This is a genomic window from Faecalibacterium prausnitzii (assembly GCF_003324185.1).
GTDB classification, from domain to species: Bacteria; Bacillota; Clostridia; order Oscillospirales; family Ruminococcaceae; genus Faecalibacterium; species Faecalibacterium prausnitzii.
The window spans coordinates 194,905-220,288 of sequence record NZ_PXUP01000003.1 but is presented as its reverse complement, the minus strand read 5'-3'; the positions used below and the strand labels follow the sequence as shown (position 1 = coordinate 220,288).

Below are 25,384 nucleotides of genomic sequence, written 5' to 3'. Positions count from 1 at the left end.
TATGAATATTTCAGAAAAAGCTCACCTGACTGCTCTCGGGCAGGTCGCCCAGTGCACCCACCTGACGCAGACGGTCAAGAATGCTGCTGCCCACGCCAGAAGCCTGCTGCAGCTCCTCCACCGAGATATATTCCTCTCCGTGGATGGTCACCCGCTCCAGTGCATCGGCGGCGGCACCGCCCAATCCTTTCAGTGCGCTGAAGGGCAGACGCACCTTGTCGTCCTCCACCACATACTTGGAACCAAGGCTCTTGCCCAGTTCGATGGGCAAAAACTCGTACCCACGGCTCAGCATCTCGTTGACCAGCTGCAAGCTGACCAGCACGTCCTCATCCTTGGCGTTCTTTTCCTCTTTCAAACGGCGCTTGACCGCCTCCATGTGGGCGCGCGCCACGGCAGCACCGCCAATGGCGGCTTCGTAGTCGATATCGTCGCCGCGCACGGTAAAGTACACCGCATAGAATGCCTGCGGCTTGTAGATCTTGTACCACATCAGGCGGATGGCACTCATCAGATAGGCCACAGCATGGGCCTTGGGGAACATATACTTGATCTTGCGGCAGCTCTCGATGTACCAGTCCGGTACCTCATGCTCCCGCATGGCTTCCTCCCAGCCCGGCTGGAAGCCGCCCTTAGCCACCTTACCCTTACGCACGGCTTCCATGATATCAAAGGCCATCTTAGGTTCCAGCCCCTTGCGCAGCAGGTACAGCATGATGCTGTCACGGCAGCCGATGACCTCTGCAATGGTGCAGGTGCCGCTGCGGATCAGCTCGTCCGCGTTGCCCGTCCACACGTCCGTACCGTGAGACAAACCGGAGATCTGGATCAACTCTGAGAAATTCTTAGGCCGTGCTTCTACCAGCATTCCGCGCACAAAGTTCGTGCCCATCTCCGGGATGCCGAAGGTGCCGGTCTGGCTGTCGATCTGTTCCGGGGTTACGCCCAGCGCCTCCGGGCTGGTCAGCAGGCTGTACACCTTGGGGTCGTTCATGGGGATGCTGTCTACCGGGATGCCGGTGTATTCCTCAAAATACTTGTAGAAAGTGGGCATATCGTGGCCCAGTTCGTCCAACTTGAGCAGGGTGTCGTGCAGATACTTGAACTCGAAGTGGGTGGTCAGCAGACCGCCCGCCACGTCATCTGCCGGGTGCTGGATGGGACAGAAATCGTAGATCTCGTAGGTGTCCGGCACAACGACCATGCCGCCGGGGTGCTGACCGGTGGTGCGCTTGACGCCGGTGCAGCCCAGCGTCAGGCGGTTTTCCTCGGCGTGGTTCACGGTGCGCTGCCGCTCGTCCAGATATTTTTTAACGTAGCCGTAGGCCGTTTTATCCTGAATACCGGACACCGTACCGGCCTTGAACACGTTGGCCTTGCCGAACAGTTCCTCGGTGTAGCGGTGCACGTTGGACTGGTACTCACCGGAGAAGTTCAGGTCAATATCCGGTTCCTTATCACCGTAGAAGCCGAGGAAGGTCTCGAAGGGGATGTCGTGGCCGTCCACCAGCATGCGGGTGCCGCAATGAGGGCAGTTTTTATCCGGCAGGTCAAAGCCGTCGTCCACGCTGCCGTCGGTGATGAACTCGCTGTGCTTGCACTTGGGGCAGCGGTAGTGGGGCGGCAGGCTGTTTACCTCCGAGATACCGGAGAAGTGCGCCACGGCGGAGGAGCCGACAGAGCCACGGCTGCCCACCTGATAGCCGCCCGCATTGGAGTAGGCCACCAGCTTGACCGCAATGACGTACAGAACCGCGTAGCCGTGGCCGCAGATGGAGTCCAGCTCTTTTTGCAGCCGCTTTTCCACGATCTCGGGCAAGGGGTCACCGTAATCCCGCTTGGCGTGCTCCCACGTGGCATCGCGCAGCTGCTGCTCTGCGCCCTCGATGCTGGGCGGGTAGGTGCCCCGGGGGATGGCGCGCACATTGTTGTCGATCATGGCGGCGATCTTGCGGGGGTTCTTTACCACCACCTCGTAGGCCTTTTCCTTGGGCAGATAGTAGAACTGCGCCAGCATATCCTGCGTGGTGCGGAAGAACAGCGGCGGCTGGTTATCGGCATCCTTAAAGCCGTTGCCCGCCTGCAATACAGCGCGGTAGATCGCATCCTCCGGCTCGGTAAAGTGCACGTCGCCGGTGGCGATGACCGGTTTATGCAGATCCTCACCCAGCTTGATAACGGTGCGGTTGAACTCCTTGATCCGCTCCTCGCTGTCCACCTTGCCGTCCCGCACCATATAGGCGTTGTTGCCCAGCGGCTGGATCTCAAGGATATCGTAGTAGGCGGCGATTTTTTTCAGTTCCTCGTAGCTGGTGCCGTCCACGATGGCGCGGTACAACTCGCCTGCCTCACAGGCGCTGGTGAGCAGTAGGCCATCCCGGTACTTGTTCAGCAGGCTGCGGGGCACGCGAGGCTTTTTGAAAAAGTAGTTGACGTGTGCCTCGCTGACGATTTTGTACAGGTTCTTCAGACCCATCTGGTTTTTGACCAGAATGATCAGGTGGTAGTATTTCTTTTTCAGCACCTCACGGTTGCCGCCAAGACCGGTGTTGATTTCGCTGACCTTCGTCACCTCTTTTTCCGCTAAGTCGTTCAGCATCACGCAGAAGATGCGTCCCAGTGCAGCGGAGTCCTCGCAGGCGCGGTGCGCCTCGTAGGCGGGCAGTTCCAGATGCTTATTGATGGTGCCCTGCTTATAATTGTGCAGGCCGGGGTACATGGTCTGCGCCATGGTCAGGGTGTCAATATAGGTAGGCTCCAGCTTGATGCCGCTGCGCTTGGCAGCTGCCCGCAGAAAGCGCATATCAAAAGCGTGGACATTGTGCCCCACCAGAATGCGGTCACCTGCAAAGGCAAGGAAGGCTTCCAGCGCTTCCTTTTCGCCGGGGGCGTCCGCTACCATCTCGTTGGTGATGCCGGTCAGCTCGGTGATCTTGGGGGTGATAGGCTTACCGGGCTTGACGAAGGTATCGAACTCCTCCACCACCTCGCCGTTGCGGATGATGACCGCGCCAATCTCGGTAAGGTACTCTACCCCGGGGTCAAGACCGGTGGTCTCGGTGTCAAACACGCAGAACTCGCCGTCCAGCGGCTGATCCTTTACGCCATAGACGCAGGGCACCATGTCGTCCACAAAATAGGCTTCGCACCCGTAGATGAGCTTAAAATCCGGGTCCTTTTTGTGGATGTCATCGGCTGCCAGCATGGCTTCCGGATAGCCCTGACACACGCCGTGGTCGGTGATGGCAATGGCGGGGTGTCCCATGCGGTGCGCCAGCTTGACGATGCCGCCGGGGTCGCAGAAGCCGTCCATGCTGGAAAGCTTGGTATGCAGATGCAGCTCCACCCGCTTTTCCGGGGCGGTATCCTCCCGCTTTTTGCGCTCCACGATCAGCACATCGTAGGGGTACACGATGTAGTCATGCTCGTATTTATCGTAGGAGCAGTCGCCACGCACAATGACCGTGCTGCCCTTGCCAATGCCCTCCCACTTGGAGCAGTCCTCCCCTTCCTGTGCGCGGACTTTCAGGTTGATTGAGCCGGTATAGTCGGTGATGGACACGGTGTAGATCTTGCGGTAGTTGCCCTTGACCTCGGTAAAGAACACATCGCCCCAGATCATGCACTTGCCGCCCTCGCCGCCCAGATCCTTGAGGGGGGTAAGGTTTTTGGGGGTGAACATTTTGCCGTGGAAGATGATAACCGGCTTGTCGGTAAGGTTGAGCCCCTCCACCTTGATAGACGGTGCGGTGTTCTTTTTCTCAAATTTGACCACCGGCGGTGCAATCTTGCGTTCCAGCTTTTCCTCCATCTGCTGCTGCTCCGCCGCAGTCACTGCGCTTTGCAGCGTCACCTTGGGGGTAACGCCGGTATGCTCGGCAATACGCTTTGCAAGCAGTTCCTCAAAGCCCATCTCCTGCAAAAACTTTGTGCCGTGGCACACCCCCACCGTGATATTCTGCCCGGTGATGGTAATGCTGCTCCTGTCCAGAAAGCCGTTGATGGGCACACCGTCCCGCTTCATGTCCTCCAGCAGGATGCGCAAAGCGTGCTCGTCCAGCATGGCATAGCCGAACAGGTTTTTGATCTTCAGTTCAAAGCCCTCGTAGTCCGGCTGCAGGGAAGCCAGCAGCCGGGCGCAGAGATTCTGGTCCAGCGGGGCGGCGCTGCGCAGAGTAAACTCGACCTGCCGGTCCTGCCGCAGCATCCGGGCGTGCTCCACGATCACCTGCCCGAAGCAGGCCGCAAAATCCGGGTCCGCCATAAACTGCGGCCACAGCTGGGAAACAAGTGGTTTCACAAATGGTACTCCTTTTTGGTGGGTTCTTTACAGCACAAACTGCCGCACCCGTTTTTGCAGGTGTGGCAGTAGGGAAAAGAATACTTACAATTTATAGATTTCGTCCATGAACTGATCCAGAATGTTATCGCCGGTCAGCTTTTTGATGGGCTTGCCATGGATGAACAGCACAGCCTCGCCCTTGCCGCCTGCAATACCGATATCGGCTTCGCGCGCCTCGCCGGGGCCGTTGACAACGCAGCCCATCACGGCCACCTTGATGGACTTTTTGTAGCCCTGCAGCCGCTTTTCCACCTCGTTGGCGATCTCGGTGCAGGGGTACTGAGTGCGTCCGCAGGTGGGACAGGTGATGACCTCCGGCCCGGTGACCGGGAAGCCCACGGCGCGCAGGATGTTGAAGCCTGCCTCTACCTCTTTTTCCGGCTCGGCAGCCAGCGACACGCGGATGGTGTCGCCGATGCCCTCCAGCAGCATGCCGCCGATACCCATGCCGCTTTTCAGCAGGCCCATCTGGTAGGTACCGGCCTCGGTGACGCCCACATGGAGCGGGTAGTCGGTAACGGCGCTGAGCTGACGGTAAGCCTCCATCATGCGGGGCACGTTGGAGTTTTTAATGGAAATGACGATGTTATTGAAATCGAACTTTTCCAGCAGCCGCACATGGTACAAAGCGCTTTCCACCATAGCTTCCGGGGTGGGTGCGCCGTAGCGGGCCAGAATGTGCTTTTCCAGGCTGCCGCCGTTGACGCCGATGCGGATAGGGATATTCTTCTGCTGGCAGGCATCCACCACCGCCTTTACCCGGTCGTCATCGCCGATGTTGCCCGGGTTGATACGGATCTTATCTACGCCTACGTCCGCGCAGGCCAGCGCAGCCTTATAGTCAAAGTGGATATCTGCCACGATGGGGATGTTCACTGCGTTTTTGACGGCCTCGATGCACTTTGCATCTGCCGGGCTGGGGCAGGTGACCCGCAAAATCTGACAGCCAGCGGCTTCGCACCGCTTGGCCTGCGCCACATTGCCCTCGATGTCCTCCACCGGCACATTGAGCATGGTCTGCACCGCAATGGGGTTGCTGCCGCCAATGGTCACATTGCCGATCTTCACTTCGCGTTTTTTCTGCCGCATAAGGGTTCCCCTTTCTTATACTGTCCCGGTGATGAGCCGGAGAATATCGTTGTAGGTTGCAAAGAGCATCAGCCCGAACAGCAGCCCGAAGGTTGCAAGGGTGAGCACGCTTTGCAGCTTTTCCGGCACAGCATGGCCGGTGACGCCTTCAATGACCAAAAATACCACCTTGCCGCCGTCCAGCGCCGGGAAGGGCAGCAGGTTGAGGATGCCAAGGTTGACGGTGATGAGCGCCAGCAGCTCCAGCAGATCCTGCCAACCATAGCTGGCGGCCTGCCCGATGGCCGATACGATGCCCACCGGGCCGGAGAGGTTGTTGATGCTCTCCCGCCCACGCACTAAGTCCACAAGGGAGGTGAACACGATGCGCCCATAATACAGCACGCTGTTGCTCGCCTCCCGCAGCACGTTACCGGGGGTCTTTTCCAGTCCATAGACGGAAAAACCGATGCTCATGTGGGTCTCGCCCTCTTCGTCCTGCCATGTGTCGAACTGCACCCCCGGCAGCTGCACCTTTTGGCCATCCCGCAGGACGGTAAAATCTGCGCTGTAAGACCGGGTGCGCACCAGCTCGTACAGGATATCATTGGCCACAAAGCAGCGGCGGCCGTTCACCGCCAGAACCTTGTCCCCCGCCTGCAGGCCGGTCTGCCCGCAGAGGGCACCGTCCTGAATGGCGTAGATGGTCTTGCTGGTGATAGGCTCATTCTGGGCGGAGATCAAAAACACCAGCACCACAAAGCCCAGCACGAAATTCATGACAGCACCGGCTACCATGACCAGTGCCCGCTGCCAAACCGGCGCCTCGTTCAGAGGGATGCCGGTGGGCTGCACAGACGCTTCCGTCTCCGGGGCGGGCTGCTCCTGCACAGTATGGACAGCTTCTGCCTGCTGGCTTTCAGGGCTTTCCTCCCCTTCCAGCGCTACAAAGCCACCCACAGGCAGGGCACGTAGGCTGTACTGGGTGCCCTTATGGTTCTTTTTCCAGAGCACCGGCCCCATGCCGATGGAAAACTCGTTGACCTGAATGCCGCAGAGCTTTGCCACAATAAAATGCCCGAATTCGTGGATGGCGATCACCGCACTGAACACGAGCAGCGCGGCAAGGATGGTGATAATAAATGACATTCGTTCTCCTATACCGCCCCGGAACTGTTACAAAAACAGTGCCGAGGCGTATATTGCTGATAAAGCGTTACAGGTGTGCCCGCACGAATGCGCGCGCCATGCGGTCGCACTCGTACACGTCTGCCAGCGTATAGTCGCCGCCAAAGCTGTCGCTATCCACAACAGCCTCCACCAAGCGGCCGATATCCAAAAAGCCGATCTTGTCCTCAAGGAACAGCTTAACGGCTTCCTCGTTGGCACCGTTGGCGGCGCAGGGGCCAAGACCGCCCTTGCGAATGGCCTTTTTGCAGGCGGCAAGGCAACGGAAGGTCTCTTCATCGGCTACATCGAAGGTGAGCAGCTTCAGGGTGGTAAAGTCCAGCTCCGGCACTACGCCCGGCACACGCTTGGGGTAGGTCAGGGCGTACTGGATAGGGATGCGCATATCCGGCACACCCAGCTGCGCGATGATCGAATTATCGCTGAACTGCACCGCAGAGTGGACGATGCTCTGGCGCTGCACCACGATTTGGATTTTTTCCGGGGGCAGGCCAAAGAGCCACACGGCCTCGATGAGTTCCAGACCCTTGTTCATCAGGGTGGCGGAGTCGATGGTGATCTTTGCGCCCATATTCCAGTTGGGGTGCTTGAGGGCGTCTGCACGGGTCTTGCCGCGCAGCTGCTCGGTGGTCATGCCGAAAAAGGGGCCGCCGGAGGCTGTGAGCAGAATTTTGGTCAGGCTGGGAGCGCTTTCCTTATCCTGCAGGCACTGGAAGATGGCGGAGTGCTCGCTGTCCACGGGCAGCAGCTGCACGCCGTGCTTTTCCACAGCCTGCGTGACCAGATGACCGCCGGTAACAAGGCTTTCCTTGTTGGCCAGTGCCAGATCGTGGCCGCTTTCGATGGCGCACAGGCTGGCACCAAGGCCGGCAATGCCCACCACACTGTTCAGCACCACATCCGGGCCGTCCAGCGCAGCCAGCTCCTTCAGCCCCTCCGGGCCGGTGAGCAGCTTGGGCGCATTTGCCCGGCCTGCCAGCGCAGCGTCCAGCTTTGCGGCGGCGTCCGGGTCGGTCATGCAGACGTATTTCGGGTGGAACTCTTCGATCTGCTGTAAGAGCTTTTCCACATGGCTATGGGCAGAAAGGCCGTAGACCTCGTACCCTTGAGCGCGGATGACATCCAGACTTTGGGTACCGATAGAACCGGTAGAACCCAGCAGCGTAATTTTTTTAGACATAACAGTTTCCTCCCCTGTATCAGGCGTAGAACACGGCGGTAATGACCATGGTCACGAAAGGCGCGATGAACATCACACTGTCGAAGCGATCCAGAATGCCGCCGTGCCCCGGGAAGATGGTGCCATAGTCCTTGATGCCGCACTGGCGCTTGACCACACTGGCAAACAGGTCGCCGTAGATGCCCAGCACCGCAGCGATGCAGCCCAGCAGCGCAATGATCACATACATAGAAACGCCGATATTGGAGCGGGTAAAGGCTTCCATGCGGTTTGCCGCTATGGAGTAGATGAGGGTAGCGACCACGCCGAACACCATGGTGCCCAGCACGCCGCCGATGGCACCCTCCACCGTCTTTTTGGGGCTGACCACCGGGCACAGCTTATGCTTGCCAAAGGCGCGGCCTGCAAAATAGGCACAGGTATCGCCGCCCCATGCAAAGCAGAGGATGAGCAGGATGAAGAAAACCGCATCATAGCCGAATTTTTCTACCGGCAGACGCTCCTTGAGCAGGATAAAAGAGTAGAAGCAGAAGATCACGATGCCCGAAAACACCAAAAGACCGCTGGCCTTCTGGTAGCTGATGGTACCGTTGCGCACCACCAGATAGATAGCAAAAAAGGTGACCAGCACAAAAGACATGGGCATGACCAGCTTGCGCATGGCGCTGTAACTGGAAAGCATGACCAGCAATGTGTAGGGTACCAGCACTGCGTACATGAGCCAGTCCTTTTTTTCAAAACCGAGGGCGCTGTAAATCTCGTGGATGGCGATCAGGGTGATGGCTGCGATCACCAGATTGAACACCATGGTGTTGAAGGTAAACATCACGCCAATGAGCACCAGAATGCCCACGATCGCAGTAATAATGCGTGTTTTCATAGGTTTGATCTCCTTTGTTCTTCCGGCAGCAGCCCCTTGCAGGGCAACGCATTCCGACCCGAGGAATTACCGGGTCTGTCGGGTCTGCACCATAGGTGCAGGGTTTGCAATACGGACAGATTGCCGCTCAGATGCCGCCGAACCGGCGGCTGCGGTGGTTGAACTCCTCAATGGCGGTGTCCAGATCGGCGCGGGTAAAGTCCGGCCAGAGCACATCCATCTCCACCAGTTCCGAATAGGCGGCCTGCCAGAGCATAAAGTTGGACAGCCGCTTTTCTCCGCTGGGACGCAGGATAAAGTCCGGGTCCTTCTGTCCGGCGGTGTACATGGCATCGCTCATCATCTGCTCGCTGATGTCCTCGGGGCGGATCTCGCCTGCTGCTGCCTTTGCTGCCAGCTGCTGCGCTGCCCGCACGATCTCCGGGCGGCCGCCGTAGTTGATGGCGATGTTCAGGGTCATGCCGGTCTTGCAGGCAGAGTCCCCTTCCAGTTCATTCATCATCTTTTGCAGTTTGGGATCCAACGCGGTGCGGTCGCCCAAAAACTTAATGCGGATATTGCGGTTCTTGTAGTCAAAGCCCTCGATGAGGTACTGGGCGAACAGCTTCATGATGGCTCCCACCTCTTCCAGCGGGCGCTTCCAGTTCTCGGTAGAGAAAGCATAGAAATACACCGATGCTACGCCAAGTTCATCGCAGTAGTTGGCAATATCCTTGAACACCGCTGCACCCTTCTTGTGTCCTGCGGTGCGGGGCAGGCCGCGGTTTTTCGCCCAGCGGCCATTGCCGTCCATGATGATGCCGATGGAAAGCCCCTCGGCAAATTCTTTGGGGTGTGCCATTTATACCTCCCGGCAGCAGGGCTGCCCTGCAAAAAGTGCCGCGCACCTTTCACCAGCGCACGGCACCTCCCAGTTGTTATTGTGTGCTGCGGATCAGACGGCCATGATCTCCTTCTGCTTTTCTTCCACGGCAGCATCAATGTTCTTGATATACTTATCGGTCAGCTTCTGGACATCCTCTTCCATGGTCTTCTGGGTGTCCTCGGTCAGTTCGCCAGCCTTCTTCATGGCCTTGGCCTTATCCATGGCGTCGCGGCGCACGTTACGCACGGCAACCTTGGCGTCCTCGCCCAGCTTGGAGACTTCCTTAGCCAGCTGCTTGCGGCGCTCCTCGTTGGGTGCGGGGAAGTTCAGGCGGATGGTAACGCCGTCATCAATGGGGGTGATGCCCACATCGCTGGCCATGATCGCCTTGCTGATGGGGCGCAGCAGGGTGCGGTCCCAAGGGGTGATGGTGAGGGTGCGTGCCTCAGAGACGGCCACAGCGGCCAACTGCTGGATGGGGGTGGGAGCACCATAGTAGTCCACGACCACCTTATCCAGCACGGCGGGGTTTGCACGGCCTGCGCGCACAGCGGCCAGCTCGCGGCTCAGGTGCTCCACAGAGCTCTTCATCTTATCTTCGAAAACCTTGGTGTTGCTGCTCATTGTCGTTGTTCTCCTGTTTCTTTTATTCTATTGATCCATGCAGGCAGCGCACTGCGCCGCTGCTGCTCTATCCAATCGTATGCAGTTGCACCGGGGCGCTATGCTCAGCCCTCGTAGACCAGCGTGCCCACGTTCTCGCCCTGCACAGCCCGTGCGATGTTGTCCGGGTCGGCCAGATCAAACACCAGAATGGGCAGCTTGTTGTCGCGGCACAGGGTAGCTGCGGTACCGTCCATAACGGCCAGCTGATCCTCCAGCACCTTGGTAAAGGTAAGGGTATCGTACTTTTTGGCATCCGGGTACTTGTGGGGATCCTTATCGTAAACGCCGTCCACCATGGTTGCCTTGAACATCACGTCGGCGCTCACCTCCACGGCGCGCAGGGCAGTAGCCGTATCGGTAGAGAAGAAGGGGTTGCCAGTGCCGCCGCCGAACACAGCGATCTTGCCCTCATCCATGGCGCGCAGAGCGTCCTTGCGGGTAAAGGCAGGAGCCACCTGCGGCATGGTGATCGAGGTGAACACCTCGGTGGGCACGCCCAGCTGCTCCAGCTTATCGGAGACAGCCAGTGCGTTCATCACCGTAGCCAGCATACCGATCTTATCGGCCAGCGTGCGCTCCATCTTACCGCTGGAGCGGCCGCGCCAGAAGTTGCCGCCGCCCACAACGATGCCGATCTGCACGCCCAGTTCGTGAGCCTTTTTCACGCCGCCGCAAATAGCGTCCATGGTGGGCTCATCAAAGCCCATGCCCTTTTCGCCGCCCAGCGCCTCGCCGCTGATCTTCAAAAGGATACGCTTATATTTCAATGCCATAATCCAAACACCACCTATTTTATCTTTCGCCGGACAGACCCGACATTTTTGCTATACTCTATTTTACAATAAATTCGCCACATTGTAAACAGTCAAACGCGTCGTTCTTCGCAAAGCTTTTGTGAACGAATGCGCAGCGCCCGCAAAGCCTGCTTTTGCTCCGGGGGGATGCGGCGGCTTTCTACTGCTTTCTGGATGGTCTTGTTGTGCGTCCACACGTCCAGCCGCTTTTCGGTCAGCCACGGCAGTGCCGCTGCGGGCTGCTTCGCCAGTGCAGTGGCAAAATACCACGCTCGCATCATATTGACATAGTATTCCTCGCTGTGCACCGCCGCCACCCAAGCCAGATATTCCGGCCGGAAGGCATCGTCCAGATAATACCGCATCAGCATCCCGATCCCGTAGCGCACGGTATACACTTGGTCAGAGCCCAGCCAGCGCCGGATAGCGGCCAGCAGCTCCGGCTTATGCTGCGCAAACACCTTGGGGCTGAAGCAATCGCAGACTGCCCAGTTATCCACATAGGGCAAAAAGCGCTCCGTTGCCGCCAGCGCTGTGTCGTAATCCCGGACAGACTCCAGCAGAAAGGCGTGGAGGGCGTTTTCTTCACAATAAAAATGCGGTAGTTCTTGCAGAAATGCCTCCGCTTCCGGGGTATCTGCCATCTGTTTTGCCAGCTTACGCAGCAGCGGCACCCGCACCCCGATCACCGTTTCCGGCGGCAGGGTGGGCATCAGGCGGCTGTAAAAGACCTGATATTCCTTATCCTGCAGCGCAAACAGCTGCGCACGGATCGCATCTACTTCCGGCATTTTGTCACTTCCCTTCTGCACCATTGTACCAGATGGGAAGGAAAATGCAAAGAGAAAAGGCTCCACCTTTTCAGATGAAGCCTTTGGGTTATCCCATGTTTTTATAATTGTATGTCCGCTTCCGTTTATTTCGGCTTTTTACCCCACCCTCTGCCGCTTATCCAGCCGCATCTTATCAGCTATCATCGCGATGAACTCGCTGTTGGTAGGCTTACCCCGCAGGTTATGGATGGTATAGCCGAAGTAGCTATTGAGGGTATCCACGTCTCCCCTGTCCCATGCCACCTCGATGGCGTGGCGGATAGCGCGCTCCACACGGCTGGCGGTGGTACCGTTTTTCTTGGCGATTTCCGGGTACAGGCGCTTGGTCACGGCGTTGATGTACTCCGGCTCGTTCATGGTGAGCAGGATGGCATCCCGCAGGAACTGGTAGCCCTTGATGTGCGCAGGCACGCCAATTTGGTGCAGTATTTCGGTGACGGTCAGTTCGTCACTGTCCACGCTGGTGTGGAGCAGGTGCTTTTCCTGTCCGCTGGCTGCTTTGAGCACCCGGGCGGCAAGGACACTTTCGTCAAAGGGCTTGACAAAATAGTAGGCAAAGCCCTCGTCCAGCAGCTCCTGTACCATCTCCTCACTCTGGAACGCGCCGGTAACGAAAAACGAGGTGTGGCGCTCGCCTGCGGCGTTGTAGCGCTGCTTGACCGCCAGCGCGTCCAGCCCGGGCATAAAGGCATCCAACAGCACTACCTGCGGGCGAACGGCCAGCATCTTCTGTAAAACCTTGTTTCCATCCTTTTCCACAACGGTCACTTCCACGCCCTTTTGCTCAAGCGCCTCACGACAGGCTTCTGTAATCTGAGCACCGGTATCCGACATCAAGAATCTCACTTTATCCATGGTTGTTTCCTCCAATGTGTGCAGTTCCCTTAACACCATGGATTTTACCATAATTTTCCAGATAGTTCAACGGTTTATTTTGGGAAATTATGGAAATTCCGCTCGAATGTCATACTTTTTTATGCTGCTGCGTCCGTTCCGGGCACGGAATGTGCCTGTTCCAGCATGGTTTGTGCAAAAATACCGTAGCCTCGTGTCGGGTCATTGACCAGCACATGGGTCACTGCACCCACCAGCCGTCCGTTTTGCAGGATGGGGCTGCCGCTCATCCCCTGCACGATGCCGCCGGTCTGCGCCAGCAGTGCCGGGTCGGTGACGCGCAGCACCATGTTGCGGTGCGGGTCGGCGTCGTTCACCTTTTCTATATAGACACGGTAGCTGCGGGGCGTTTCGCCGCTGGTGGTGGTCAGAATCTCTGCCGCGCCGGGCAGCACCTCCTGCGCAAAAGCGATTTCTGTCTGCTGCCCCGCAATCGCAGTGCTTACCGTTCCGTAGACGCCGTTTTCGCCGTTGATGCAGATTCTTCCAAGGGCATGGTCGCTGATAAATTTGCCCTTCAGCTCTCCAGGGCTGCCGGCGGTACCGCCGGTGCAGCCCACGATCTGGCAGGCCACGATCTCACCGCTGCGCAGGGCGACCTGCTCGCCGGTGTCACTGTCGCTGATGGGGTGACCCAGCCCGGCGAATACCCCGGCCTGCGCATCCACAAAGGTCAGAGTGCCCACCCCGGCGGAGGAATCCCGCACCCACATCCCTGCCCGCCACTGGGCGTTCTGCGTATCCCACACCGGCAAAAGGGTGGTCTGCCGCTGCTCCCCCTTGCGGACGTAGACCACCTCCACCGCCGCACCGGCAGCGGCCTCCAGCGCGGCATGGACCTGCTCGTTGGTCTCGGTAACGGTGTTCCCCATGCGGATCACCCGGTCGCCCAGCCGCAGCCCCGCCTGCTTTGCGGGGTTTACCGTACCGGCGGCGGTGTGTACCTCGGAAAAGCCCACCACAAGCGCTCCCTCTGAAAACATCTTCACCCCAAAGGGCGTGCCGCACACCGTGACCGTGGGGCGCTGCATCACGGTGGCGCGGATGGTCTTGACCGGCAGCCAGCCGCCCAGTGCCAGCGTGGTCTGGTAGCTGCCCGCTGCCCGGGTGCTGGCCACATTGCGGCTGCCGTGCCCGCGCAGCGGCTCCACCCAGCCAAAGCGCGGCAGCGTGAGCGTCTGTTCCGGTTCCAGATAGACCTCCTCCGGCAGGGCGCACCACAGCCAGCCCAGCGCCGCCACCGCGGCCACCAGCAGATAAACCCCTATTATCTTTATCCACCTGACGATGCTGTGCTTGGACATTTTACGGCCTCCCTGCGCATTTTTCGGGGTTAGTATGCGCAGACAAGCACGAAAAAACCGCACCCGCATCCAAAAATGGACACAGGTGCGGTTATGGTTTTACAGGGACAGGCGCTTATGCGTCCTGCAGCTCGCCGCGGCTGGCGGCCTTGAGGTAGGCGAAGATGAACTCATCGATATCGCCATCCATCACGGCATCGACGTTGCCGGTCTCGTAGTTGGTGCGGTGATCTTTGACCATGGTGTAGGGCATGAACACATAGCTGCGGATCTGGTGACCCCATGCGATCTCGTTCTGTACGCCCTTGATGTCGTCGATCTTATCCATGTGCTGCTGCTTGGCGATCTGGTAGAGCTTAGCCTTCAGCATTTCCATAGCGTAGTCGCGGTTCTGGAACTGGCTGCGCTGGGTCTGGCAGTTGACCACGATGCCGGTGGGCTTGTGGATCAGACGGACAGCAGAGGAGGTCTTATTGATGTGCTGGCCGCCGGCACCAGAGGAGCGGTACACCTGCATCTCGATATCCTCGGGGCGGATGTTTACCTGAATGGTGTTGTCCAGCTCGGGCATAACCTCCAGAGAAGCAAAGCTGGTCTGGCGGCGGGCGTTGGCGTCAAAGGGAGAGACACGCACCAGACGGTGCACGCCGTTCTCGCTCTTAAGCAGACCGTAGGCGTTGGCACCCTTGACCATCATAGAGGCGCTCTTCAGACCGGCTTCGTCGCCGTCCTGATAATCCAGCACCTCCACGGTCATGCCATGTGCCTGTGCCCACTTATTATACATACGATACAGCATCTCGGCCCAGTCCTGTGCCTCGGTGCCGCCGGTGCCTGCGTGGAAGGTAAGGATGGCGTTGCTGTGGTCGTACTCGCCGTTCAGCATGGTCATCAGCTGCAGTTCCTCCACAGCCTTGCCCACGGTGTTCACGGCCTCCTCGGCCTCGGGGATCATGGCGGGGTCGTACTCCTCGTCCAGCATCTCCAGCATGGTCTCAGCGTCATCGTACAGACCCTGCAGCTTTTCAAAGCGGTTCAGCTTGCCCTTCAGGTCGCCGACCTCGTCAAAGACCTTCTTGCTCAGCTCTGCATCATCGTAAAATCCGGGGCGGGACATAGTGTGCTCCAGCTCCTGCACGCGCTTGCGGCTTGCTTCAATGGCCAGTGCTTCCTCCAGGTCCTTAACGGCCTTGGCGTGCTCGGCCAACTGCACTTTCAGTTCATCAGTCGTGATCATTCTCTAAGTTCCTCTCGTTCAAGGGTTTACATCATAACAATAATGTCCCCGGCAGGGTGCAAAACGCACGCGCAGCGCGCATTTTCTGCTCCGCCAAAAGACACAGTTTATACACAGATACTTCATTAGTATACCGAGAATCTGTGATAAAGTAAAGAGGAAAAATACTATCTTGCCGGATTTTTAAAGATTTTCACCTTTTCTTTTCATACCCGGGGGAGTATAATACCAGTATGATCGATTTCACAGGAGGATATCATGCCGAAATATTATGGCTGTCCCTGTGAGGGCTGCGGCAAGCCGCTGACCCTTCAGGACGACATCGTGGTCTGCCCGGACTGCGGTGCACCCTATCACCGCACCTGTTACGAGAAGATGGGTCTGTGCATCCACGCCCCTGCCCATGGCGCAGGCTATGAATGGAAGTTTCCTTATCAGGATGCGCAGCTGCGCACCTGTCCCACCTGCGGGGAGCGCACCCTGCGCAGCGAGAATGTCTGCCGCTGCTGCGGCGCTGCCCTGCCCCCTGAGAGCGCAGAACAGCCCAACGACCGTGCTGCCGCCAGCGCCGAGCAGAACCAGGATTTTGATTACAGCAGGATGTACCGGGACGAAATGTACCGCAATTTTACCGAGAAGGTCGTTGACCCGGTGCACCGCAACGTGCGCGCCGCTTTTGGCAAGGATGAACTGATCGACGGCGTCCCCTATCAGGACTGGGTGGATTTTATCGGCACAGCCGCGCCGGTCTACCTGAACGATTACAGCCAGATGCAGCTGCGTCACTCCAAGATCTCCATGAGTTTTTCAGCGCTGCTGTTCGGTCCGTTCTACTTTTTCTACCGCAAGGCGTGGAAGCCCGCCTTCGGCTTTCTGGCCGCAGAACTGCTGCTGTTCATCCCCACCTTAATCAGTATGATGCAGACCACCGGCAGCCCCCTGGCCGCCGGGATCAGCGCCTCTACGCTGGTAGTGTTGAGCCGCATCATGTCCCTTCTCAGCTTTGCACTGATGCTGGTGCGGGGGCTGTATGGCAAGTGGCTCTACCGCCGCAGTGCAGCGGCACGCATCCGCCGCATCCGTGCCGAGTTCCCGGACCCGGAGCAGCGCCGCGCCGTGCTGAACGCACAGGGCGGTGTCAGCTTTGCAGCCTGCATCGGAGCGTTCATCCTGCTGATGCTAGTAGGCAGCCTTTGCTCCATGCTGTTGGGGCCGGATCTGAACGCACTGGTAGGCACCTTTATCTGATAACGGTTCATGCAGGATGGGGATCCTGCTGAAAAGCGCGGTTCACCGTGCATAAAATGAGAACATGGGAGAATCATTATGAAAAAAGTCACCAAAGCCGTTATTCCGGCTGCAGGTCTTGGCACCCGCGTACTGCCCGCTACCAAGGCAATGCCCAAGGGAATGCTGCCCATCGTGGATAAGCCCGCCATCCAGTATCTGGTGGAGGAGGCCGTCCGCTCCGGTATTACAGATATCCTGATCATTCTGGGCCGCAACCAGAGCATTATTGAGGATCATTTTGACCGCAGCCCCGAGCTGGAGGAAAAGCTGGCAAAGCCCGGCAAGGAAAAGATGCTGGAGGAGTGTCTGGGCATCGCCAATATGGCCAACATCCTGTTTGTGCGCCAGAAGGAGACGCTGGGTCTGGGTCACGCGGTAAACACCGCCAAGGCCTTTACCGGCGATGATCCCTTTGTGGTCATTTATGGCGATGACGTGATCTGGGGCGAGGATCCGGTCTGCGCCCAGCTGATCCGCGCCTACGAGGAGTTCGGCCGCCCGGTTGCCGGCGTGTCCGCTGTGCCTTGGGAGGACGTGAGCCGCTATTGCAGCTTAAAGACCACCCCTATCCACGACAACTACTTCTTTGTGGACGATATGATCGAGAAGCCCAAGAAGGGGCAGGAGTTCAGCAACTATTCCATTCTGGGCCGCGTGCTGCTGACCCCGGAGATCTACGAGATCCTTGCCCACACCAAGCCCGGTGCCGGCGGCGAGATTCAGCTGACCGATGCTATGGCAGAGTATGCCCGCACCCGCGGCGGCATGACCGCTGTGGAGTTTACCGGCAAGCACTACGATATGGGCAACAAGCTCAAGGTCGTGGAGGCTCAGGTGGAACTGGCACTGCAGCATCCCGAGATCGGCGAGGAGTTCCGCGCCTACCTGAAGGAGTTCTGCAAAACGCTGTAAATATGCTGCGCAAATGATAAAAACGGGGCTGCCGCACGAAACCATGTGCAGCAGCCCCGTTTTTGCATATACTCAGATGAAAAAGGGGTTCCGAAACGCCCGCAGACGTTTCTGAACCCCAAATACAAATCTGATTTATTTTGCCTGACTGGGATGCGGCACGGGCGGGCGCTTGGTGAACATGGCCTTGAGTGCCAGCGGGGTGGCCACGCTGGACACCACGATCAGCAGGATCACAGCTGTGAAGTAGACCGGGTCTACCACGCCGATGGCTAAGCCCTTTTGTGCCACGATCAGTGCCACCTCGCCGCGGGTCATCATACCAACGCCAACCTTCAGGGAATCGTCCCAGTTGAAGCGGCAGATCTTTGCCGCCAGACCGCAGCCGATGATCTTGGTGATCAGTGCCACCACCACGAAGCAGACGCAGAACAGTAAGATCTCCGGAGTCAGGCCGCTGATATCGGTCTTGAGACCGATGGAGGCAAAGAAGATCGGCGCAAAGATAACGTAGTTGCTGATATCCACCCGGCGCTCCACATAGGGTGCGTCATCCATGGTGCACAGCACGATGCCTGCAATGTAAGCGCCGGTGATATCGGCGATGCCGAAGTATTCCTCTGCAATGTAAGCCATAGCAAAACAGAACGCCATACTCACGATGGTGATGCGCTGGGTATGGGGATTGCGCTGATCCAGCCACTTCATGGCGTAGTGCACTACAAGACCCACGCCCAATGCGGTGGCAAAGAACAGCAGGGTGTTGAACAGCACCTTGCCCAGACCCGTACCGGTACCGCTGCTGGCACCCAGCACGCAGGTGAGCACCACGATGCCGATGACATCATCAATGACAGCGGCGCTGACGATGGTGGTGCCCAGAAAGCTCTTCAGGTGTCCAAGCTCCTGCAGGGTAGCCACCGTGATGGACACGCTGGTGGCGGTCATGATAGTGCCGATGAACAGCGCACGGTAGAACTCCGGGCTGCCCACTGCGGCAAAGCCGTAGAACGCACCATATAATAAGGTGCCGCCCACCAAAGGCACAGCCACACCAACGGTGGCGATCAGGGTGGCGATGGGGCCTGCCTTGATCAGCTCTTTCAGGTTGGTGCCGAGGCCGGTGGTGAACATGAGCATCACAACGCCGATCTCTGCAAAGATGGAGATGGAGTCGCTGATCTGCACCAGGTTCAGCAAACAGGGGCCGATGAGCAGGCCGGCGATGATCTCACCCACCACCTGCGGAGCCTTGCACTTACGCGCCACCAGTCCGAAGAATTTCGCGCTCAGGATTATGATCGCCAGATCTCGAAACAACGAATACATGGATTATCCTCCTTTAATTTTTCCCACTTCCCTGCCACTGCCGGAGCCCCGGCCCTGCCATACTGCAGGAAAGCGTTTACATTATAGTCCTTTTTACCAAAAAATGCAAAACATTTTTTATCGTTCTTTTTGTCAAAAAAGCTTGACAGAAGCAAAGAAGCTTGCTATAATAAATTGCTGTCTGAACAGACACACCACACAGGCCGCGATACCGCAGCCTGTGTACCCTTGGCCTTGCAGATCCGCAGGGCCCTCAAGTCCAAAAGGAGGTGCTACAAAAATGGCAAAGTACGAAACCATGCTGATTACCAGCGCCGCTCTCGATGAGGAGGCTTCCGCCGCTCTGGTGGGTAAGTTCAAGTCCCTGATCGAGGCTAACGGTACGATCGATTCTATCGACGAGTGGGGCAAGCGCCGTCTGGCCTACCCCATCAACGACGAGGAAGAGGGCGTCTACACCGTGATCAACTTCACCAGCGAGCCCAGCTTCCCCGCTGAGCTGGACCGTGTGTACAAGATCACTGAAGGCGTTATGCGCAGCCTGATCATTGCTCACGAGGAGTAATTCTTCCGTGACAGAAAGGGAAACCGTACTATGTTGAATGTTGTTGCTATCATGGGTCGCCTTGCGCGTGACCCTGAAATGCGTCAGACCACTACCGGCAAGAATGTCGCTTCGTTCCGCATTGCCTGCGACCGCGGGCGCCGCGATGCCAATGGGCAGAGCGTGGCGGACTGGATCGATGTGGTTGCATGGGATCGGCAGGCCGAGTTTGTCTGCCGCTATTTCCAGAAAGGTTCCCTGATCGTTGTGGACGGCCGTTTGCAGTCCCGTCAGTATCAGGATAAGACCGGCGCAAACCGCACTGCCGTTGAAGTGGTTGCCAGCAACATCAACTTTGCAGGCCCCAAGAGCAGCAATGCAGGTGACGGAAACGGCTATCAGAATGCCGCTCCGTCCTACCAGAACGCAGCGCCTGCCCGTCCGGCTGCTGTGGAGGCAGCTCCCAGCTACTCTGCCGGCAATGCCGACGACTTCGCCGTCATTGATGACAGCGATGACCTGCCGTTCTGACACGAAACGGTCCATCCGTTAAAAATCCAATAGGAGGTAATAAGCAATGGCTTTTGAAAGAACCGAAGGCTCTCGCCCCGCACGCCCCATGCGTCGCGGCCGCAAGAAGGTTTGCAGCTTCTGTGTCGATCGCATCGACACCATCGATTACAAGGACGTGCCCCGTCTGCGTAAGTACGTCTCTGAGCGTGCTAAGATCATTCCCCGCCGTGTGACCGGCACCTGCGCTTACCATCAGCGCGCACTGACCATCGCCATCAAGCGTGCTCGTCACGTTGCTCTGATGCCCTACGTCAGCGACTAATCTTTAAAGAACCAACCCGATCAAAATAATCAGCAATCAGCAAAGCGCTCTCACCGATGACAAGGTGAGAGCGCTTTTTTGCTTGCGTTAGATATACTGTTCACACCAATGTTTTACCTTCTCCCCCACCTGCCGAGCGGTCAGCCCGTCGGTAGAAAGAAATGTTACGTTTTTCTTTTCCCGGAACCATTCCCGTTTCAGCGACAGAAGATGGTTCAGGTAATACGCAAAGAATTCCCGGGAACGGGTGGCATCTCCCGCTTTACGGGCACGCAGGACGGCTTCGGAAGCGTCCAGAAACAGAATGTGCTCCGGCATACAAGCCTGCACTGCTGCAAGCTCCGGGGCCAAAGCCTGCCGGATCGCTTCCATCTCCCACTCCAGCCCCCTGCTCTTGGGGTAGTTCAAGGTGTAGAATTCGATCTCCTCCGCGCCGAAATCCATCACTGCGTGGGGGTATTTTTTTGCTTCCTGCCCGCGGCATAGCTCATTGCGCAAAAAAAGCCGTTGGATCTCCAGATAGTCCGCATAGCTGTTCTTATTCAACCCACGCTGCTTTATCTCTGCAAGGACGGCAGCGTTGTCCTCAAAACAAACCTGTACCTGTTGGCAGTGCTGTTCCAGATAGCGGGCTGCCGTGGTCTTTCCCACTGCCATGCAACCCTGTAAGGATAAGATCATAACATTTTGCCCCCTCTCCTTTTTTCACATAGTATAGCACATTCAGCTGTGTACCGGGAAGCGTTTTTCGCGCAAAAAGTTACAAACCGGTACGATAATTTCCGGTCTTTTTTGACTTGTACCGGGAATTTTCGGTATTTTCAGATTTGCTGCTTTGCACGCAAATCAAACTGCACAAATGCGAGGGGCGGCATTGCACACCTTGTACAAAGTTGCATTCACCTTATTGATTTTTTGTGCAGAATGTGCCATACTAATGTCGCTGGGAACGTTCCCGACAACGTTCCCGAAACACTTTCAGAAAGCGAGGCCCGCCGACATGGCAAACCTGACCATCAAGGACATCGCACGGATCAGCGGTTGCTCTGTCAGCACCATCTCCCGTGTGATCAACGACAGGCCGGATGTCCGCCCGGAGACCAAGGAGCACGTTCTGAAGGTGATGCGGGAGGCCGGGTTCGTGCCCAACACCAACGCCCGACAGCTGAAGATCCAGCAGTCCCGCAGTCTGGTGTTCGTAGTAAAAGGCACCCGGAATATTTTCTTCTCGGATTTTCTGGTGCAGCTTCAGCGTGCCGCCACCCTGTACGGGTACAACGGCATCGTCTCTTACTTGGACGAGAACGCCAACGAGATCGACGCCGCCGAAAAGATCCTGCGGGAGATCAAGCCCAAAGGCATCATCTTCTTGGGCGGCAGCGTAGCCAACTTCCAGCGGGGCTTCGACCGTATCAATGTTCCCTCGGTGCTCACCACGCTGGTCACGGATGAGTTGGACTTCCCCAACCTTTCCATGGTGGGCGTAGATGATCGGGCAGCGGCCTATACCGCTGTGGACTACCTCATTCGGCAAGGGCACCGCAAGATCGCCGTTCTGGGTGGTCCGGTGACCAGCTACCCTAGTCTGATGCGCCGTCAGGGCGCGCAGCAGGCCATGGAGGATGCGGGCATTGTGTTCAACGACAAGCTGTACGGCCTGTCCAACTACGATTTCGAATCCGCCTACCACGCCATGAACAGTCTGCTGGCCCGACGGGCAGAGTTCACCGTCCTCTTTGCCATGAGCGATGTCATCGCCTTTGGCGCCATCCGGGCGCTGGTGAGCGCCGGGCTGCGAGTACCGGAGGATGTTTCGGTGATTGGCTTTGACGGCATCACGATGTCCCGCTACTGCGTGCCGGTGATGACCACCATCGTCCAGCCCAGCGAGCAGATCGCGCTGCAAAGCATCGAACTGCTGGTGCGGCAGATCGAGCATGGCTCCCCCGCCCAGACCGTGACCCTGCAGCCGGAGTTGCAACAAGGCGAAAGCGTAAGGGCAATTTAAATTTTGTATTCCCTCCGTCGAAGGACGGAGAGTATATAGTTGATCTGTAATTTTAATAAGAAGGAGAACTTATTATGAAAAAGATGATCACTCGTCGTAACTTCCTGAAGGCCGCTGGCGTTTCTGCCGCTGCTCTGGGTCTGGCTGCCTGCGGCGGCTCTTCCAGCAGCACCGCTTCCTCTGCTGCCAGTTCTACCGCTGCTTCCAGCACCGCTGCAAAGGCAGACGGCAAGGTCTACTACCTGAACTTCAAGCCCGAGCAGGATCAGGATTGGCAGGATCTGGCCGCTGAGTACACCAAGGAGACCGGCGTGCCTGTGACCGTTGTCACCGCTGCTTCCGGCCAGTACGAGACCACCCTGATGAGCGAGATGGAGAAGAGCGAGGCTCCCACCCTGTTCCAGGTGAACGGCCCTGTTGGTCTGGCAAACTGGAAGGATTACTGCTACGACCTGTCCGGCAGCCAGCTGTACGGCGAGCTGACCAGCGATTCCTTTGCACTGAAGGACGGCGATGCTGTTACCAGCATTGCATACGTCATTGAGACCTACGGCATTATCTACAACAAGGAACTGCTGACCGCTGCCGGTTACAAGCAGGAGGACATCAAGGGCTTTGCCGACCTGAAGAAGGTCGCTGATGACATTCAGGCCCGTAAGGCTGAGCTGGGTGTGGACGGTGCTTTCACCTCCGCTGGCATGGACGGTTCTTCTGACTGGCGCTTCAAGACCCATCTGGCAAACCTGCCCATCTACTACGAGTACAAGGCAGACGGCATCGGCTCCACCGACGCCATCAAGGGCACCTATCTGGACAACTACAAGCAGATCTGGGATCTGTACATCACCGATTCCACCTGCGACCCCAAGCTGCTGGCTTCCAAGACCGGCAATGATGCTGTTGCTGAGTTTGTGGGCAAGAAGGCCGTGTTCTACCAGAACGGCACCTGGGCTTACAATGACGTGAAGGATCTGGGCGATGACAATCTGGGTATGCTGCCCATCTACATCGGCGTGGACGGCGAGGAGAATCAGGGCCTGTGCACCGGTTCCGAGAACTTCTGGTGTGTCAACAACACCGCTTCCGAGGCCGACATTCAGGCTACTCTGGACTTCCTGTACTGGTGTGTCACCTCTGAGACCGGCACCAGCGCAATGGCTGACAAGATGGGCTTCGTCATCCCCTTCAAGAAGGCTAAGGACTCCACCAACCCCCTGATCACCATTGCAAACCAGTATGTGGCCGACGGCAAGACCAGTGTTGACTGGTGCTTCTCCACCATGCCTTCCGAGGAGTGGAAGAACGGCGTGGGCAGCGCTCTGACTGCATACGCAGCAGGCACCGGCAAGTGGGACGACGTTGTCACCGCATTTGTGGATGGCTGGGCCAAGGAGTACAAGCTGGCCAACGGCTAAGCCTTTGACTGGAGATCTCCCTAGGAATTAAAAAGGGAGGCGGGCGAAAAGTTCGCCCGCCTCCTTTCCTTTTTTATCAGACAGCTCCCTCAGGAGGTATATCATGCAAAAAGCCATTAGTAAATACTGGCCGATATTTGTGCTGCCTACTCTGGTCGCCTTTATTATCGGCTTCATCTGGCCCTTTATCTGGGGCGTTTATCTGTCCTTCCAGCGGTTCACCACCGTGTCCAAGACTACATTTGTGGGCATCCAGAACTACCTCTCGGTATTTCAGGATTCCACCTTCCTGCACGCCTTCGGCTTTACGGCAGCCTTTACCGTGGTGAGCACTGTGCTCATCAACGTGTGCGCCTTTGCCATTGCGCTGGTGCTGACCCGCGGCATCAAGGGCACCAACATCTTCCGTACCGTGTTCTTTATGCCCAACCTGATCGGCGGCATTCTGCTGGGCTATATCTGGCAGATCCTGCTCAACGGCGTGCTGGCGAACCTGCAGAAGCCTCTGCTGGCTCTGGATGCCAAGGCCGGTTTTGTCGGTCTGGTCATCCTGATGTGCTGGCAGCAGATCGGCTACATGATGATCATCTATGTGGCCGGCCTGCAAAGCGTGCCCGGCGACCTGATCGAGGCCGCTAAGATCGACGGTGCCAACGACCGCGAGATCCTGTTCAAGATCAAGATTCCCATGGTCATGCCCAGCGTGACCATCTGCACCTTCCTGACCCTGACCAACAGCTTCAAGCTGTTCGACCAGAACGTGGCTCTGACCGCAGGCGAACCCGCCAACGCCAGTGAAATGCTGGCACTGAACATCTACAACACCTTCTACGGCCGCTCCGGTGCGCAGTGGAAGGGCATTGGTCAGGCAAAGGCTGTTGTGTTCTTCCTGATCGTGGTGGTCATCTCGCTGATCCAGCTCCACTTTACCCGCTCTAAGGAGGTGCAGCAGTAATGTCGAAACAGAAAAGAACCTGGGATGTCATCCTTGTTGTTGTAATGGTGCTTCTCTGCCTGCTGTGGATCTACCCCATCGTGCTGATCCTGCTGAACAGTTTGAAAACCGAGGGCAGCTTTACTACCTCCACGGTGTTCCGTCTGCCCACCGCCGAGACCTTTGCCGGACTGCGCAACTACGTTTACGGCGTGACCAAGATGAACTTCCTCTCCAGCATGGGTTACAGCCTTTTGATTACCGTTACCAGCGTGGTGCTGATCCTGCTGTGCTGCTCCATGACCGGTTGGTACCTGACCCGCGTAAACAACAAGCTGAGCAAGTTCATGAACCTGCTGATCGTGTTCTCCATGGTCGTTCCCTTCCAGATGGTCATGTTCACCCTGTCCAAGACCGCTGACCGTCTGAACCTGAACAACCCTTGGAACATCTGCATCATCTATCTGGGCTTCGGCGCCGGTCTGGCCGTGTTCATGTTTACCGGCTTTATGAAGAGCGTGCCCATGGAGATCGAGGAAGCAGCCATGATCGACGGCTGCAACCCCATCCAGATCTTCTTCAAGGTCGTGTTCCCCATCCTGAAGCCTACCATGATCTCCACTGCTATTCTGGAGACCATGTGGGTGTGGAACGACTACCTGCTGCCCACGCTGGTGCTGGATATCAAGAAGTACCGCACCATCCCCATGGCGATCCAGTATTTCCGCGGCGGCTACGGCCGTGTGGAACTGGCTCCCATGATGGCCTGCATCATCATTGCTATCATCCCCATTATTATCCTCTACATGACCTGCCAGAAGTACATCATCGAGGGTGTCGTGGCCGGTGCTGTAAAGGGCTAAGGA

At 57.5% G+C, this 25,384-nt stretch carries 23 protein-coding genes; 9 read left to right on the top strand and 14 right to left on the bottom strand.

The window, feature by feature from the left end:
• Window positions 1-10: 10 nt before the first annotated feature.
• The 12 genes from C7J97_RS03535 to prfB all read right to left on the bottom strand — a co-directional run bounded on the left by C7J97_RS03535 (window position 11) and on the right by prfB (window position 15,251).
• Window positions 11-4,264 carry a PolC-type DNA polymerase III gene (locus C7J97_RS03535; RefSeq protein WP_113992056.1) on the bottom strand — a complete coding sequence of 1,418 codons (4,254 nt, stop codon included), beginning with the start codon at window positions 4,262-4,264 and terminating at the stop codon, window positions 11-13.
• A 120-nt stretch (window positions 4,265-4,384) separates the two neighbouring features.
• Window positions 4,385-5,431 carry a flavodoxin-dependent (E)-4-hydroxy-3-methylbut-2-enyl-diphosphate synthase gene (ispG, locus tag C7J97_RS03530; RefSeq protein ID WP_005923929.1) on the bottom strand — a complete coding sequence of 349 codons (1,047 nt, stop codon included), beginning with the start codon at window positions 5,429-5,431 and terminating at the stop codon, window positions 4,385-4,387.
• Window positions 5,432-5,446: 15 nt separating this feature from the next.
• Window positions 5,447-6,559, bottom strand: coding sequence for a M50 family metallopeptidase (locus C7J97_RS03525; protein WP_113992047.1), 1,113 nt, complete (start codon window positions 6,557-6,559; stop codon window positions 5,447-5,449).
• 67 nt (window positions 6,560-6,626) lie between these two features.
• Window positions 6,627-7,778 (bottom strand): 1-deoxy-D-xylulose-5-phosphate reductoisomerase, encoded by a 1,152-nt coding sequence (gene dxr, locus C7J97_RS03520; protein WP_005923924.1) that lies wholly within the window; start codon window positions 7,776-7,778, stop codon window positions 6,627-6,629.
• Window positions 7,779-7,797: 19 nt separating this feature from the next.
• Complete coding sequence (locus C7J97_RS03515; protein WP_113621110.1) at window positions 7,798-8,658, bottom strand: phosphatidate cytidylyltransferase; 861 nt, start codon at window positions 8,656-8,658, stop codon at window positions 7,798-7,800.
• A 127-nt stretch (window positions 8,659-8,785) separates the two neighbouring features.
• Window positions 8,786-9,499, bottom strand: coding sequence for a polyprenyl diphosphate synthase (uppS, locus tag C7J97_RS03510; RefSeq protein WP_113992046.1), 714 nt, complete (start codon window positions 9,497-9,499; stop codon window positions 8,786-8,788).
• Window positions 9,500-9,592: 93 nt separating this feature from the next.
• On the bottom strand, window positions 9,593-10,147 hold the full coding sequence (gene frr, locus C7J97_RS03505) for a ribosome recycling factor (RefSeq protein WP_055185167.1): 555 nt from the start codon (window positions 10,145-10,147) through the stop codon (window positions 9,593-9,595).
• A 104-nt stretch (window positions 10,148-10,251) separates the two neighbouring features.
• Window positions 10,252-10,962 carry a UMP kinase gene (gene pyrH / locus C7J97_RS03500; protein WP_005923912.1) on the bottom strand — a complete coding sequence of 237 codons (711 nt, stop codon included), beginning with the start codon at window positions 10,960-10,962 and terminating at the stop codon, window positions 10,252-10,254.
• Between the two features lie 92 nt (window positions 10,963-11,054).
• Complete coding sequence (locus C7J97_RS03495) at window positions 11,055-11,774, bottom strand: DNA alkylation repair protein (protein ID WP_113992045.1); 720 nt, start codon at window positions 11,772-11,774, stop codon at window positions 11,055-11,057.
• Between the two features lie 138 nt (window positions 11,775-11,912).
• The gene (gene spo0A / locus C7J97_RS03490; RefSeq protein ID WP_015538099.1) at window positions 11,913-12,671 is read right to left on the bottom strand and encodes a sporulation transcription factor Spo0A; all 759 of its coding nucleotides are present in this window, start codon (window positions 12,669-12,671) and stop codon (window positions 11,913-11,915) included.
• Between the two features lie 119 nt (window positions 12,672-12,790).
• Window positions 12,791-14,014: a SpoIVB peptidase gene (spoIVB, locus tag C7J97_RS03485; RefSeq protein WP_113992044.1), complete on the bottom strand. Its 1,224-nt coding sequence runs from the start codon at window positions 14,012-14,014 to the stop codon at window positions 12,791-12,793.
• 115 nt (window positions 14,015-14,129) lie between these two features.
• Window positions 14,130-15,251 carry a peptide chain release factor 2 gene (gene prfB, locus C7J97_RS03480; RefSeq protein WP_005923895.1) on the bottom strand — a complete coding sequence of 374 codons (1,122 nt, stop codon included), beginning with the start codon at window positions 15,249-15,251 and terminating at the stop codon, window positions 14,130-14,132.
• Between the two features lie 258 nt (window positions 15,252-15,509).
• Here prfB and C7J97_RS03475 point away from each other — a divergent pair, with 258 nt between their 5' ends.
• Window positions 15,510-16,499: an RING finger protein gene (locus C7J97_RS03475; protein WP_113621114.1), complete on the top strand. Its 990-nt coding sequence runs from the start codon at window positions 15,510-15,512 to the stop codon at window positions 16,497-16,499.
• Between the two features lie 78 nt (window positions 16,500-16,577).
• Entirely contained in the window at window positions 16,578-17,453 is an 876-nt protein-coding gene (locus tag C7J97_RS03470) for a UTP--glucose-1-phosphate uridylyltransferase (protein WP_005923887.1), read from the top strand.
• A 135-nt stretch (window positions 17,454-17,588) separates the two neighbouring features.
• Here C7J97_RS03470 and C7J97_RS03465 read toward each other — a convergent pair whose 3' ends face one another.
• Complete coding sequence (locus C7J97_RS03465) at window positions 17,589-18,782, bottom strand: cation:proton antiporter (protein WP_113992043.1); 1,194 nt, start codon at window positions 18,780-18,782, stop codon at window positions 17,589-17,591.
• A gap of 280 nt (window positions 18,783-19,062) precedes the next feature.
• Between C7J97_RS03465 and rpsF the strand changes: the two genes are divergently transcribed.
• From rpsF to rpsR, 3 genes are read left to right on the top strand one after another with little or no spacing between them, the layout of a single operon-like run.
• On the top strand, window positions 19,063-19,347 hold the full coding sequence (gene rpsF, locus C7J97_RS03460) for a 30S ribosomal protein S6 (RefSeq protein WP_005923879.1): 285 nt from the start codon (window positions 19,063-19,065) through the stop codon (window positions 19,345-19,347).
• A gap of 30 nt (window positions 19,348-19,377) precedes the next feature.
• A complete protein-coding gene (locus C7J97_RS03455) occupies window positions 19,378-19,857 on the top strand; it encodes a single-stranded DNA-binding protein (RefSeq protein ID WP_055185153.1) in 480 nt (159 codons plus the stop codon).
• Window positions 19,858-19,903: 46 nt separating this feature from the next.
• A complete protein-coding gene (gene rpsR, locus C7J97_RS03450) occupies window positions 19,904-20,161 on the top strand; it encodes a 30S ribosomal protein S18 (RefSeq protein ID WP_015538096.1) in 258 nt (85 codons plus the stop codon).
• An 87-nt stretch (window positions 20,162-20,248) separates the two neighbouring features.
• Here the strand turns inward: rpsR and C7J97_RS03445 are convergent, their stop codons facing one another.
• Window positions 20,249-20,842, bottom strand: a complete 594-nt coding sequence (locus C7J97_RS03445; protein WP_113992042.1) for a hypothetical protein — start codon at window positions 20,840-20,842, stop codon at window positions 20,249-20,251.
• Window positions 20,843-21,161: 319 nt separating this feature from the next.
• On the opposite strand from C7J97_RS03445, the gene C7J97_RS03440 reads away from it, so the two are divergent.
• From C7J97_RS03440 to C7J97_RS03425, 4 genes are all read left to right on the top strand, one after another.
• A complete protein-coding gene (locus tag C7J97_RS03440) occupies window positions 21,162-22,169 on the top strand; it encodes a LacI family DNA-binding transcriptional regulator (RefSeq protein WP_113992041.1) in 1,008 nt (335 codons plus the stop codon).
• Window positions 22,170-22,243: 74 nt separating this feature from the next.
• The gene (locus C7J97_RS03435; RefSeq protein WP_005923867.1) at window positions 22,244-23,584 is read left to right on the top strand and encodes an ABC transporter substrate-binding protein; all 1,341 of its coding nucleotides are present in this window, start codon (window positions 22,244-22,246) and stop codon (window positions 23,582-23,584) included.
• 103 nt (window positions 23,585-23,687) lie between these two features.
• Complete coding sequence (locus C7J97_RS03430; RefSeq protein ID WP_055185145.1) at window positions 23,688-24,539, top strand: carbohydrate ABC transporter permease; 852 nt, start codon at window positions 23,688-23,690, stop codon at window positions 24,537-24,539.
• On the top strand, window positions 24,539-25,381 hold the full coding sequence (locus tag C7J97_RS03425) for a carbohydrate ABC transporter permease (protein ID WP_113992040.1): 843 nt from the start codon (window positions 24,539-24,541) through the stop codon (window positions 25,379-25,381). The genes C7J97_RS03430 and C7J97_RS03425 overlap by 1 nt, the downstream gene beginning before the upstream one ends.
• Window positions 25,382-25,384 lie beyond the last annotated feature (3 nt).